Annotated in this window: 11 protein-coding genes; 3 read left to right on the forward strand and 8 right to left on the reverse strand. The window is 58.2% G+C overall.

The genetic code is table 11. The features are described 5' to 3' along the window. Positions 1–237: 237 nt before the first annotated feature. The gene (locus tag J0909_RS11035; RefSeq protein ID WP_207262835.1) at positions 238–801 is read right to left on the reverse strand and encodes a hypothetical protein; all 564 of its coding nucleotides are present in this window, start codon (positions 799–801) and stop codon (positions 238–240) included. 302 nt (positions 802–1,103) lie between these two features. Here J0909_RS11035 and J0909_RS11040 point away from each other — a divergent pair, with 302 nt between their 5' ends. Both J0909_RS11040 and J0909_RS11045 read left to right on the forward strand, forming a co-directional pair. Further along, positions 1,104–1,724: a hypothetical protein gene (locus J0909_RS11040; protein WP_207262837.1), complete on the forward strand. Its 621-nt coding sequence runs from the start codon at positions 1,104–1,106 to the stop codon at positions 1,722–1,724. Next, the gene (locus J0909_RS11045; protein WP_207262839.1) at positions 1,714–2,856 is read left to right on the forward strand and encodes an XRE family transcriptional regulator; all 1,143 of its coding nucleotides are present in this window, start codon (positions 1,714–1,716) and stop codon (positions 2,854–2,856) included. Before J0909_RS11040 ends, J0909_RS11045 begins: the two co-directional genes overlap by 11 nt. A gap of 149 nt (positions 2,857–3,005) precedes the next feature. Here the strand turns inward: J0909_RS11045 and J0909_RS11050 are convergent, their stop codons facing one another. From J0909_RS11050 to aprB, 7 genes are all read right to left on the reverse strand, one after another. Continuing rightward, positions 3,006–3,569, reverse strand: a complete 564-nt coding sequence (locus tag J0909_RS11050; protein WP_207262841.1) for a hypothetical protein — start codon at positions 3,567–3,569, stop codon at positions 3,006–3,008. Positions 3,570–3,807: 238 nt separating this feature from the next. Next, on the reverse strand, positions 3,808–4,461 hold the full coding sequence (locus tag J0909_RS11055; RefSeq protein ID WP_207262843.1) for a hypothetical protein: 654 nt from the start codon (positions 4,459–4,461) through the stop codon (positions 3,808–3,810). A 51-nt stretch (positions 4,462–4,512) separates the two neighbouring features. Then, positions 4,513–5,784 (reverse strand): quinone-interacting membrane-bound oxidoreductase complex subunit QmoC, encoded by a 1,272-nt coding sequence (gene qmoC / locus J0909_RS11060; protein ID WP_207262845.1) that lies wholly within the window; start codon positions 5,782–5,784, stop codon positions 4,513–4,515. Between the two features lie 10 nt (positions 5,785–5,794). After that, complete coding sequence (locus J0909_RS11065) at positions 5,795–8,077, reverse strand: FAD-dependent oxidoreductase (protein ID WP_207262847.1); 2,283 nt, start codon at positions 8,075–8,077, stop codon at positions 5,795–5,797. A gap of 3 nt (positions 8,078–8,080) precedes the next feature. After that, positions 8,081–9,361, reverse strand: coding sequence for a CoB--CoM heterodisulfide reductase iron-sulfur subunit A family protein (locus tag J0909_RS11070; RefSeq protein ID WP_353616758.1), 1,281 nt, complete (start codon positions 9,359–9,361; stop codon positions 8,081–8,083). 119 nt (positions 9,362–9,480) lie between these two features. After that, the gene (gene aprA / locus J0909_RS11075; RefSeq protein WP_207262851.1) at positions 9,481–11,478 is read right to left on the reverse strand and encodes an adenylyl-sulfate reductase subunit alpha; all 1,998 of its coding nucleotides are present in this window, start codon (positions 11,476–11,478) and stop codon (positions 9,481–9,483) included. A 65-nt stretch (positions 11,479–11,543) separates the two neighbouring features. Next, the gene (gene aprB / locus J0909_RS11080; RefSeq protein ID WP_207262853.1) at positions 11,544–12,044 is read right to left on the reverse strand and encodes an adenylyl-sulfate reductase subunit beta; all 501 of its coding nucleotides are present in this window, start codon (positions 12,042–12,044) and stop codon (positions 11,544–11,546) included. A gap of 614 nt (positions 12,045–12,658) precedes the next feature. Between aprB and sat the strand changes: the two genes are divergently transcribed. After that, positions 12,659–13,945, forward strand: coding sequence for a sulfate adenylyltransferase (sat, locus tag J0909_RS11085; protein WP_207262855.1), 1,287 nt, complete (start codon positions 12,659–12,661; stop codon positions 13,943–13,945). Positions 13,946–13,996 lie beyond the last annotated feature (51 nt).

Below are 13,996 nucleotides of genomic sequence, written 5' to 3' on the forward strand. Positions count from 1 at the left end.
GCGCTTAACAGACCGTGCTCCGGATGGCATGACCGTCTATCGGCCGCATCCCGCGCCGAGACCGCCGTTTTTCGTTCTTCCGTCTCGACCTTGGGGCACGGTGGCCCCAAACGATTCATGCCCGGGGAGGAACGGACCGTCTTCCGGCCAGGACGCTCAACACCCCTCCCGTGAAGAGAGAGTCCTCATTCATGCGACCGTTGGCCCGGTTCCCGGACGCGGCCCGTAGGCCGGGCATCAGGCTCGATTCTTGAACCCGGAAGCGGCTATGCCCGCGCTCGCCGTCTTCACCTCGGTGATAAAGGCATTCTGGCGCAGCATCTGGTTGCCGGGCTGCTCGGCCATGTCGAGCCGGCTCTGGTCCCCTGGCATGTTCCCGTCCTGGCCGTTACGGGACGGATCCTCCTGGTCTCTATTGGCCTGGGTCTCGATCTTGTTCGCCTCGGCCTTGTGCCGGGCCTTCTCGACCAGGTTTTCTCCCATGGGCAGATTGGTGATCTTGCCGATCTCCTTCTGGATGGACCGAATCTCGGCCTCCTGCCTGGCGGTCAGGCCATCCGTCGCCTGGGCGGTAATCTGCTCGGCCCTGCCCTTGAGCATCTCGATCTTGACCCGTTCCTCCTCGGACATCTGACCCGGGAAGGATACTCCTCCGGATTGCCCCTGCTGCTTGTCCTCCTCTTTCTCGATAACGGAGGTAAAGGAATCCTGGGGAAGTCCCTCGGCCTGCCTCGGCCGGGCCTTGCTGACCAGATCTTCAAAGCCGTACGGCGACGACGTCAAATCACTTGAGATGTTCATATCCGCTCCCTAGGTATTTTTTTCTTGGCACCGGGTATTTGCAAGAACCGGTCCGGACATTTTTACCCATCGAGCCGACATCCTTCATGAATCCTCTCTTCCGCCCCTTCCCCCATTTCATTAGACCTTAATACTCACAAATACCCTTTCAAGAGCCCTCCTTTAAAAACATACTTTGCTGTCACTTTCGTCGGAAATCCTTTTGTACGAGCAATAAATTCATTTTTTAATGGTCAACTTGACATTCAGTTAATTTTCTATCAAGAAAAGTTCATACAATAAACTTTAAAAAGGATTGTTCAATGGCCACCGACGTTACGATTATCGAAAAAGCCAACACGATCGCTTCTTTTGCTCTGACTCATTTGATTGATATTATAAAAGAAAGCGGCGAAGTGGCCGCTGAATGCATGAGGGTAGACCCCTTCCTTGGTGAGCACACATTTGGCATGGCTTTTTGGGAATATAAAATAAATTATTTTAAATCATTAGAATATTCCTCAATCATTAAACAAGTTACTTATGCCCAAAATGATCTCAGATTTCTCCTCGGGAGTTTAGAAGTGCGCTGTCATCGAGTTCATCCGAAAACCCTTGTCCCACTGGGCGGGAAAAAGCTAAAGCTTGAAGCGGCCACGACCGGAGGGATTCTGTTGCCAGGATTGGAAGAATTCATTATTTCTTCATCCGGTGGGACGCTGTTCATAGGCGTTGTTGCCGACAAGAAGGAAGGTGTACAGCGTATCTTCGTGGGTATTCTCTCGCAGATAGGAAAGAGTTCGCATTGCAAGAATCTCGTAGAGATATTCAACGCTGACGAACAACCCGTTCACGTTGACACTTTGCCTTCCGCCCCCTCACACGAAAAGCGCCAGCTTGTAACTCGTACGATACCCAATAAGGTCATTACTAATGAAGAGTAACAGCCTACAACATAGCTTAGATAATTTAAATCCCAAGCAAGTCACAGTTGCACGTGAGTTGCGTGGGATGACTAAAAAAGACTTAGCTGATAAGATAGGGAAGTCCCCAAGCGCTATAACACGCATTGAGAATGGAAATCTTCGCCCTGAGATCGACACTCTTTTGTCGCTGTCTCAAACATTAAAAGTACATCACAGCTTCTTTTCCTTTAGTTATACAATCCCCAGCCCTATTGATATCTCTGATTGCCATTTTCGTTCTAGAAGGAGCACATCACTCATACAAAAACGAATGGCTAAGCAACAAGGCGAAAGGCTGTATGACCTAATCAACCACTTTCAATCTTTTGGAATTACTTTTATTGACGAACAAATATCACATTTATCGACAGTCATTAAAACATCTGCTGACATTGAAGAGCTTGCTTATAACATTCGAAATGAATGGGATATAGGACTAGGACCAATAACTGATTTGATGGGCCTTCTTGAGAGCAAGGGCATTCGTATAATAATGTTGTCTGGCGATAATTTTGGAAAAGTTGATGCCTTTTCGGCGTGGATTTCATCCACGCCTTGTATTTTTTTATACAGCGACAAGCCTGCCAGCCGTATTAATTTTGATTTAGCACATGAATTTGGGCATTTACTTTTTCATCAAGATATTGAAACAGGAGACAATGCGACGGAACGCGAAGCAGATAAATTTGCGAGCAATTTCCTTTTGCCAAGAACTACATTCTTGGCTGATTGCCCACGACGGTGGAGTCTTCAAGGCTATCTTTCATTAAAGCGAAAATGGAAAGTATCCATTGCCGCCATGCTTTATCGGGCGAAAGAACTTCGCATCATATCGGAATCATCTTATAGGCGTTCCTGCATAGCGATGAGCCCTTATAGGAAAAATGAGCCCGGCGAATTTCCTCACTCCAAACCAGACCTTCTTCCCCAAATCATCGAGTTGCTCAAAGACGAAATTCGTGTCGGTGCGGTCGCTACCGATCTAGGCTATTCTTCTAAAGACGAATTGCGCTCTATTCTTGCTGATCAAGGAGTTTCGGCACAACTGTTCGAGGAGATTGATCGCCAGCCGGTCAATACATCATCAAACCTCGTATATTTACATAAATAGCATCTTCACCATTCTCCCCCCTCTTCTCTGCCCCTCAAAGGCCTTTAAAGGCGCAGCCCCCAAACAGCGGCCCTCCTCGCGCCGCCCCCCGGACCGGTTGCCAATTCAAAAAAAAGAGCCCGGAGGGGATTCCTTCGGGCTCCTTCTCATCAAGAGGGTACGAAATGTTGTGGCATGCTGATGCCGAAATATTGCATCAATTCCATGGCCCGGGGATTGTTTTTCAGACGATCATACAGGGCGTTCCGCACCGTGCGCTGATTTTCGGGGTTTTCGAGAAATTCGTGATAGTACTTGCCATGGTCCCCAAGCACGCCGATCTTGTCCATTTCCTCGCGATAGGCGGGGGTGACAATGGCCGCGTATTCATCGAAAAGCCGTTGGTCTGCCGGATCGAGCTTCTCGTACTTGGTACGCCCTTCCTCCCAAAACTGCCCCAGCTGGACGGTCACCTTGGAGTACCCCCCGAGCAAATCCATATACCAATCGGGCATTCGGTACGACTCCAGGGGAAAATCTTCGTTCTCCGTCGGCTTGACGGCGTCCTCGGGGGCCATCTCCTTGGCGCGCGCTGCGGCCAGTTCTCTGGCCTTGTCCGAAATGGTCACGGTATCCCCGGGCCGTCCGCCGCTCTCCTCCGCCCGGCTCCGTTGCGTCCTGCGCCCTTCCACCATATCCACACGGTAGCCGGAATCTATCCCATCAACGCCCATGTGAGACCTCCCGGAAAATAATTCCTCCCCCGGAACGTTGCAACAACCGCGCCTCCCCACTCGCCCCCTTCCCCAACAAGTCACCCCCAGCGATTTGGCTGTCATCGGCAGCCAACAGCGACCACGTCCCCGCCAGTCCCGACCGGAGGCCTCCCAAGCCTCCGCCCGACCGCAAATTGGACGCAAAAAGGGGCCCGCGCACCAGCGCGAGCCCCTTTGGCGTTCAATTTCGGTAGGCTTACCAATCGCCGCCGAATGCGTCTCCGCCGAGGCCGAAATCGGCCTCGGGCTCGCCACCGACCTCGGGGCCGGAGGCCATGCCGCCATCGGCGGGAGCAGCCGCGCCGTCACCGGCAACACCGGCAACCACGACGCCCTGCTTCTTGACCTTTTCCACTTCGGCCATGAGGTCGTTGAGCTTCTTGGTCATCTCGTCGAGCTTGGTGGAGGCCACGGTGACCTTCTGCTCGCCCGCAGCGTTCTGCGCGTCGATGGTCTTGATCTTGGCTTCCATGGGACCGATCTTGGCGGCCAAGTCTTTTTTCTCGGCTTCGAGTTTCTCGACCTGGGCCTTGAGGGCGGCGTTATCCGCCTTGAGGCCGGCCAGGAGGTCCAGGACTTCCTTGGCACGGGCGGCCTCCGCCTCGGGCAGGGCCTCGATCTTGACCTGGCTGCCGAGCTTGGAGATGTCGCCCTCGGCATAGGCGGTCAGGCCGGGCTCTTGTTCGTAAATCCAGGCCTTGGACAGCGCCTGCGCCACAGGGGCGACGTCGGTGTCCAGAGTTTCAGCCTGGGTGATGTAAGCCAGCATATCGAGCTGAGTCTGGTCGGCGGCCTCGCCGCGCAGCACAGACACGAAAGCGTTCATGGGGAATACCTTAGCTTCAGCCATTTGATGCCTCCTTAACTAAGTAAGCTTCGTTTGTATGGTTCACCCAGGCGACTATCTGTCGGCGCCCATGGGGATGCGGCCAATCTTCTTGGCGTAGGACAGGGCCACGGTGCGGTAGACCAGGTGGCCCAACTTGGACCACGGCAGGTATGCCAGCAGCATGAACACGCCGATCAGGTGCACGTAGTAGATCGGGTAGGCCAACAGGGCCACGCCCAGCAGACGGAACACGAAGGCGCCGATACCGGTCAGGAAGATGGTCCAGATCAGAGTCAGCAGATACCAGTCATACCAACTGGAAGACTGCTTGGACTGGTCCAGGTTGACCCGGCGCTTGGTCAGGGCCATGAGGCCGTAGACGCCCAGGCCCGCGCCCACGTAGGCGAGCAGCTTGACCGGGGACCACCAGGGCATGGGGGTGTGACCGATGGCGGACACGATGTCGCCCAGGCCCTCGACGCCTATCTTGCGCAGGAACCAGCCGCCCCAGTGACCCGTGGCGACCACGCCGGTGACGACCAGCAGGGCGATGAAGGCGAACATGAGCCAGCGATGCCCGGAGGCGCGCTTGATGTCGAGTTCATCGGATTCCTCGTCGCTGCACTCCAGGAACTGGGTGTGCTGGAGGATCTCGTACTTGACCGTGTCGATCAGGCAGGCGCAGAAGCACGGCTCGTCCTTGCGGCCCACGATAAAGGTCTTGGGCTGAAGGTCAAAGGCCTTGAGCATGTTCCGGACGCCCGCGTAGAAGCCCCAAAGCATGAACAGGAAGACCAGGCCGAAGATCGGGTCGATGAAGTAGTCGCCGACGAACAGGCCGCCGAAGACCACCGCGCCGTCCTGCACCGCTTTCCAGGCATGGGCGGCGTGGTCCCACTCGAAGGTGGGCAGGAAGGAACCCAGGCGCGAGGCCTGGAGAACCCAGATCAGCGCGTAGATGATGGCCGGGATGGCGGCCAGAGGCAGCAGCCCGCTGGAACTGGACATCCACTTGCCGATGATCGGCAGGGGGGCCAGGTTGCGGTAGGCCATGTTGCGCAGGGCGGACAGAAGGTCGCCCGGCTTGGCGCCGCGCGGGCACAGGTCGGAGCAGGTGCCGCAGTTGTGGCACAGCCAGATGTCGATATCATTGACCAGGCGGTCCTTGAGTCCCCACTGGGCCCAGACCATCTCCTTGCGGGGATAGGGGCTGTCGGCGGGGGACAGGGGACAAACCACCGAGCAGGTGGCGCACTGGTAGCACTTCTTCAGGGAGTCGCCGCCTACGGCCTGCAACTCTTTCACGAACTTAAGGTCCGGTTGTACCTTGACGGTATTGGACATGCCGTACCTCCTAGTAACCCTTGAACGGGTTGGGGCCGAAGTTGGTGGTGATGTTGTTGACGAACTCGTCGATCATTTCCGGAACCTTGTCGTACATGTCGATGGAGACCTCATACTGTTCGACGCGTTCCGGCTCGACGCCAAGACGTCCCAGGGACTCCGCGATGTTCTCCTTGCGGCGGTTGCACAGCTCGGAGCCCTTGACGAAGTGGCACTGGTAGTCGTCGCCGTACTTGCAGCCGAGCAACATCACACCGTCGATGCCCTTGCTCATGGCGTCGGCAACCCAGATGGCGTTGACCGAGCCGAGGCAGCGCACCGGCAGGAAGCGGACGTACGGGGACCAGGACTTGCCGCGCATGGCCGCCATGTCCAGAGCCGGGTAGGCGTCGTTCTCACAGGCCAGCACGATGATGCGCGGGCCGCCGGCGTCCAGGGTATCGGGGACCTTCACTTCCTTGATGGCCTGGCCGATCTGGCTGATGCCGTAGTTGGCGAAGCTGATGACGCGCTCCGGGCAGGCGCCCATGCAGGTGCCGCAGCGACGGCAACGGGTCGGGTTGGGCAGCGGCGTGCCCTTCTCGTCATCGTCCAGCGCGCCGAACGGGCATTCCTCGGTGCAACGCTTGCACTGCGTACAACGCATGAAGTTGAACTCGGGGAAGCTCAGGTCGCCGGAACGCGGATGCACGGAGACGCCGCGGTTGGCAGACTCGATGCACTGGATGGCCTTGAGGGCGGCACCGGCCGCATCTTCGGCGGCCAGGCCCAGGCCCATGGGCTGACGCACGCAACCGGCGGCGTAAACGCCCGTGCGGCGGGTTTCGTAGGGGAAGCAGATGTAATTGGAATCCGCGAACCCGTCGAACAGCTCCAGGTCCGGGAAGGCCGGGCCCTGGCGGTAGACGAAGTTCATGGTCGGATCGGCCGCTGTGGTCGGGACGATGGCGGTGGGAACCACGACCATGTCGGCGACCAGCTCGATGTCGGCGCCGAGCAGGGTGTTCTTGGCCTTGACGACCACCGAGGAACCGGCCTCGACGACTTCGGCGACCGTGCCCTTGGTCAGCATGACGCCCGGATCATCCTGGGCGGCCTGATAGTATTTCTCGTTGATGCCCGGGACCATCATGTGATCGTAGATGATGTAGGCCACGGCGTCGGGAGCGAGCTCGCGCACGTAATTGGCCTGCTTCAGGGCGATCAGGGAGGTCAGCTCCGAGGAGTAGGCCAGGTGCTTGGCGGATTCCTTATCGGGGTAGGCGAAGGTCTCGCACTCGTCGGCGCATTCGGATTCGTCTTCCGCCTTGCAGGGCATGTCCTCCGGCGCTTCGCAGACTTCGCCGCAGGGATCGTAGGAGACGTCCTTGGTCAGCAGGGAGATGTCCACGATGAAGGCCACGGAGGACGGGGTCCGGCCATCGGCGGTCTTGATGCCGCCGTTCTTGGCCATGGCCTCGAACTCGGCGGTGGTGACCACGTTCTTGATGGTGCCGTAGCCCAGCGGGGCCAGGAACTTGGTCTTGCCCGGGACCCAGCCGGTGGCCATGACCACCGAGCCGATCTCGTATTCCTTGCCCGCGATGGTCGCCTTGTACTGGGCCGGGGCTCCGGCCAGGGATTCCAGGACCGCGCCGGTGATGACCGTGATCTTATCGTTGACCTCGACCTTGGCGATGATGTCCTTGATGTTGATTTCCTGCTCGCGCTCGGAATAGGGCGCGCCCAGCGGGAAGGACTTGTACATGGTGGCAGCCTTGCCGCCCAGGGTCTCGTTCTTCTCGACCAGAACCACCTGGTAGCCCAGGCTGGCGGCGTTGAGCGCCGCGTTCAGGCCGGTGAAGCCGCCGCCCACGACCAGCACGGTCTTGTAGGCGTCGGGCAGTTCCGGCTCGGGAATCCGGCTGTTGGCCAGCTTGATGATTCCCATGTTGCAGTAATCCTTGGCGATGACTTCCATCTGGCCCGGGAACTGGGGATCCTCTTCATAGGACCACACGCACTGCTCGCGCAGGTTGACGCGTTCCACCTGGACCTTGTCGCCGAACTTGAACACGTCCCACTTGGCGCGGGGTGAACAGGCGCAGACGACCACGCCGTCCAGGCCGTTCTCGGCGATGTCGGCCTCGATCATGGCCTTGCCTTCCGGGCTGCACAGCACCGGATTGGACTTGGCCGCAGCGACAACGGAGGAGTGTTTGCCGTTGGCGCAGAACTGGGCCAGTCCATCGACATCCAGGTTGGCCCCGATGTCGCAGCCTCCACAGATATATACTCCAAGCTTTTCAGCCATTGTTTACCTCCCTACCACGGTTTGAATCGCCTTCATCGCGGCGGCGGTGCCGGACTGGGCGGTCTTCATGACATCGAACGGCTGCTTGGCGCAACCGGCGGCGATGATGCCCTCGCCGTCGATGACGAAACCGTCGGCGTCGATGGACCCGGCCGGGACCTGCACGCCGGCGCAACTGGGCTGCATGCCGGTGGCGAGCACAACCATGTCGTACTTCTCGTCGGTCTTGATGCCGGTCAGGGCGTTTTCCACGGTGACGATGGGGTTGCCGTCGCCGTCCTCGACAATGGCGGCCACCTTGCCCTTGACCAGGCTGAGCTTCTCGTCAGCCTCGGTGATGGACTTGAACTTGTCGTACCGGCCCGGGGTGCGCAGATCAATGTAGTAGATCGTCGCGCTCGCGTCGGAACGCTCGCGCACGTAGCGGACATGCTTCAGCGAAGCCATGCAGCAGATGTACGAGCAGTAGTTCAGGTGGTTCTGGTCGCGGGAACCGGCACACTGCACGAAGGCGATCTTCTTGGGTTCCGCACCGTCGGAAGGCCGCTTGATCTTGCCGTTCGTGGGGCCGTTGGGCGCGCACAGACGCTCGAACTGCATGTTGGTGACCACGTTCTTGAGCTTGCCCCCGCCCAGGTTGGTCAGGTTGGCCACGTCGTAAGGCTTCCAGCCGGTGGCCACCACGATGGCGCCGACGGCCAGATCGATGGTCTTGGGCGCGTCGTCCACGACCACCGCGTCATACGGGCAGGCGTTGCTGATGGCCGCCAATTCGGTCTCGGACGCGTTCTCGGCGTCCACCACGTAGCGCATGGGGAACATGAAGGGATGGGTCTTGTAGGCCAGACCGCGGGTGCCGGTGCCGAAATCGAATTCGGAACTGATCTTGGTCTTGGTGGCCTTCTCGCACTCGCCGCAGGCGGTACACTTTTCGTTCACGTAGCGGGGACGCTGCGTGATCTTCACGTCGTAGTTGCCGGCGGAACCGGAAACCGACGTGACGTCGGCCATGGTGAGGACCTTGACGTTGGGGTTGTTTTTGATGCGCTGAAACTGAATCTCCAGACCGCAGGAGGGGGGGCACAGCTTGGGGAAATACTGATTCAGCTGCGCAACCCGGCCACCAAGGTAGGGATTGGTTTCAACGATGTACACCTCGTAGCCGACTTCGGCGGCTTCGAGGGCGGCGGTGATTCCTGCGAATCCTCCGCCTACGACGAGAATACTGTTATTCGACATTCTCTTAACTCCTCCCGAATAAAGTTGAGGCTCAAGCCAAAAAATGGCCTAAACCCGGACCGGGAGCGGTTTTCCCGGCCCGGCTTCAGACCATTTTAGCCCCGGTATTTTTAAGAGAGCGCGGGTCCGGGGACCCGCGCTCTCGGGGTGATCATTACCTAAGCTTAGGCGTCGGGGATGATCTTGACGTAGGGCTTCTTGAAGACGGTGGTCACGCCGGTGGCGGGATCGTAGGTGGAGTTACAGAAGCACTTCCACTTGGAGTCGTCCAGGCCCATGAAGTCGCCGCGGTAGTAGAAGCCCGGGTAACGGGATTCCTCGCGGAACTCGATGTGCTGCATGTGCAGGCGGACGGTCCACAGGCGATGGAACTGTTCCCAGCAGCGCATCAGTTCGTGCAGGTCACGAGCGGCGAGCTTCTTGGAGTCTTCTTCCATCATGCCGAGCAGCCAGAAGCCGGTGTTCAGCAGAGCACGGGAGGTCATGTACAGGGTGCCAACGCCTCCGCCGTATTCATCGGTGCACTTGATGAGGCGCATCATGAAGTTGTGCGGGGTGATGTAGGCCGGGTTCACAACGGGATCGGTGGAACCGCCCTTGTTCTCCATGTAGGTGTACATCGGCTGGTAGATTTCCTTGGCCATGTCGGCGGCGGATTCCTTCAGCACGGGCTTGAAGTCCTTGTGGTCCACGGCCCAACGCACCATCTGCTTGCCGACGATGCGGCCTTCAGCGTGGGAGCCGGAGGAGAACTTGTGACCGGAAGCGCCGACGCCGTCAGCGCAGGTGAACAGACCGTTGACGGTGGTCATACGGTTGTAGACCTTGCCGTTGTCGGCCTTGATTTTGTAGCTCTCGGGGACCCAAGGCTCGTCCGGACCGGAAACCCAGATGCCGCAGCAACCGGAGTGGGAACCCAGGAGGTAAGGCTCGGTGGGCATGATCTCGGAACCGCGATCCTCGGGAGCGCAGTTGGTGGCGGCCCACAGGTTGGCCTGACCGACGCACATGTCAAGGAAGTCTTCCCAAGCCTCGGACTCGAGGTGCTTCCACTCGGGACCGGTCAGGTCGCCATTGACGGTGTTCAGCAGGGCGGTCTTGGTGTCCATGAAGATCGGGCCGCGGCCTTCACGCATTTCACGGAGCATCATGTGGTTACGCAGACAGGTGGGGATGATGTGACCCTTGGCGTAGCCGCGATCCTCGTAAGGCTTCAGCATGGCGCGGTTGGTCTCGCAGTAGTCCTCACCCTTGTAGTTGGTGGCTTTGGCCTTGAAGAGCAGGAACCAAGCGCCGACCGGGCCGTAACCGTCCTTGAAGCGGGCGGGGACGAAGCGGTTTTCCATCATGGTCATCTCGGCGCCGACCTGAGCACACATGGTGTAGGTGGAGCCGGAGTTCCAGACGGGATACCAGGCGCGGCCCATACCCTCACCGGTGGAGCGGGGGCGGTACACGTTGACGGCGCCACCGCAAGCCACGACAGCGGCGTTGCAGGTGAAGACGTAAACCTTGTTCTCACGGGTGGAGAAGCCGACGGCACCGGCGATGCGGTTGGGCTCGTTGGCGTCCAGGAGCATCTTAACGATGAACACGCGCTCGACGTAGCGGTCTTCGCCCAGGGCGTTCTTGGCGGCTTCAGCAACGATGCACTTGTAGGACTCACCGTTGATCATGATCTGCCAGCGGCCGGAGCGGACGGGAGCGTCGCCGTTGCGGATGGCCAGGCCCTCGGCCTTGGCTTTGGCACCGTCGAGGTTCTTGCCGTCTTTCTTGACCCAAACGGGGAGGCCCCATTCTTCGAAGAGGTGGACGGAATCATCAACGTGGCGGCCCAGGTCGAAGATCAGGTCTTCGCGGACGATGCCCATGAGGTCGGTGCGGACCATGCGGACGTAGTCGTCCACATCGTTCTCGCCGCAGTAGGTGTTGATGGCGGACAGGCCCTGGGCAACGGCGCCGGAGCGCTCCAGAGCGGCCTTGTCGCAGAGCATGATCTTCAGGGAGGGGTCGACCTTGTCGGCCCAGCGCACGGCCTCGAAGGCGACGCCGCAACAACCCATGCCGCCGCCGACCATCAGGATATCAGCGTGCTGTTCGATGATTTCCGGCTCGGCGAGAGCAACACCTTTGGAGGCTTCTTTGCTAGGAAGCAGAGGCATAATATTTCTCCTAATATTTGAAGTGATTCAAGTTGTCTTGCAGACGAGATTACACGAACCGGGTACTAGACCAGGCTGGCGTAGTCTTCCAGCTTCCACTCTTTCTTCAGGTCGGCGTCCGTGACGGAAGCCTCTTCCATGACGGTGGCCTTCGGGGCGGCCAGTTCGGTCTCGGTGAAGAGGATCTCGGAGTCCAGATCGCCGGGTTCGGGCTTGCCGTCGAAGGGCTTGATGGAACCTTCAGCAGTGGTGCGGATGGGGAACTTGAAGCGCTTCACGCTGCCATTACGGAATTTGATGGTCCACATGATATCTTCAGCGGAACGCATCGGGATGGAGGTACCACCCATAGGGGCGAAGTCGGCGTACGGACGGGCTTCAATAGCGCCCTGGGGGCAAATTTTCACGCAGGAATAACATTCCCAGCAAGCGGACGGTTCCTGGTTGTAGGCCTTCATTTCGGCGGGATCCAGGATCATCAGATCGTTGGGGCAAATGTACATGCAAGCGGTCTTTTCGCCACCCTTGCAGCCGTCACATTTTTCCGGGTTAACAAAGGTCGGCATAACTTCTCCTCCTAAATAGGGTTTTATTATTCACAATAACCGACATCCTCTACCTAAAAACAAAAATCGTCACCCGTTGCAAACCGGGCGGAATTTGGGATTAGCAAGACGAAACACCCTTGTCAACGTGAAAGTGAATTTTTGAACAAGCGTATATCGTCAACTGTGTCTCGGGTTTTGGGCCTGCGGGCGAAAAATGCCCGGCCCGTCGGCATTTTCACCCGGCGCGAAGCGGCATCGCACAACGAAAAAACACCTATTGAAACCTTTACCGTTTTTAGTTTAAATGAACAAAGAATTGCAAGCCTTTTTTCAATTTATATGGTAGTACTCTAATGACAATGCAATCCACTGAAAATACAATCAAAAAATATAGTGAAAACCCCCTCGTTCTCTAGACTTTCTCCCGAGAAGGTCTACTCACCCACCCGAGCGGTCCATCGGGCATAAGATGTTGCAGGACGGGCGGAAAAAAGCGCTTGACACGACTTTCACAAACAGCCAATAAAGGCGGACCCTACAATTGGGAAATAATCATGGTTATGTAAGCGGCCGAGGCGGCTCACCATGAATTAAGGCAATGGAATCACTGACAAACTATTTAGGAGGCTTACATGTCCAACCTCGTAGCACCTCACGGTGGTAAAGGTCTCGTTTGCTGTCTGCTCGAAGGCGCAGCGCTTGAAGCTGAAGTCAAAAAGGCTGCTGGCCTGAAGACCCTCGAAATTTCCGATCGCGCCAAGGGCGACCTGATCATGATGGGTATCGGCGGCTTCTCTCCGCTGAACGGCTTCATGAAGAAGGCCGACTGGGCCGGCGTCTGCGAAAAGTTCCTGATGGCCGACGGCACCTTCTGGCCCATCCCCATCACCCTCGACACCAACGACGAAGACGTCAAGGTCGGTGACGAGGTGGCCCTGAAGGCCAAGGACGGCGTGGTCTACGCGACCATGAAGATCGAAGAAAAGTACGAGATGACCGAAGCCGACAAGAAATGGGAATGCGAGCTGGTCTACAAGGGCCACGGTGAAGATTCCGCCGACGACAAGTTCTGGGAAGTCGCCATGGAAGATCACCCCGGCGTTCAGATGGTCATGGCTCAGGGCAAGTACAACCTGGCCGGTCCCGTCAAGGTCCTGTCCGAGGGCGACTACGCCAAGCGTTACCCGGGCGTCTACCAGACCCCCGCTCAGATCCGCGCCGAGATGGAAAAACGCGGCTGGTCCAAGGTTGCCGCCCTGCAGCTGCGCAACCCCATGCACCGCTCCCACGAGTTCCTGGCCAAGATCGCCGTCGAAGTGTGTGACGGTGTCGTCATCCACTCCCTGATCGGCAACCTGAAGCCGGGCGACATCCCGGGCGAAGTCCGCATCAAGTGCATCCAGACTCTGATCGACAACTACTTCGTGCCCGAGAACGTCATCAACGCCGGTTACCCCCTCGACATGCGTTACGCCGGTCCCCGCGAAGGCCTGATGCACGCCACCTTCCGCCAGAACTACGGTATCAACAACATGCTCATCGGCCGTGACCACGCCGGTGTCGGCGACTTCTACGGCCTGTTCGAGGCCCAGGAGATCTTCAAGCGGATCCCCTACGTCACCGAAGCCTGCCCGGAACCCGGCAAGGCCCTGCTTTGCCAGCCGATGAACATCGACTGGACCTTCTACTGCTACAAGTGCGACGGCATGGCCTCCATGCGCACCTGCCCGCACAGCAAGGAAGACCGCGTCATCCTGTCCGGCACCAAGCTGCGCAAGGCCCTGTCCGAAGGCGCCGAGGTTCCGGATCACTTCGGCCGCGACGAAGTCCTGGTCATCCTCCGCGACTACTACGAGAACCTGACCGAAAAGGTCGAGGTCAAGATGCAGAAGGCCGCTTCCGGTCAGGACATGAAATAAGTCCGACCAATCGGTTCTACTGACCATTCAAGGGGAGGTTGCTCGCGCAGC

Source organism: Desulfovibrio sp. Huiquan2017 (genome assembly GCF_017351175.1).
In the GTDB taxonomy this organism is placed as follows: domain Bacteria; phylum Desulfobacterota; class Desulfovibrionia; order Desulfovibrionales; family Desulfovibrionaceae; genus Pseudodesulfovibrio.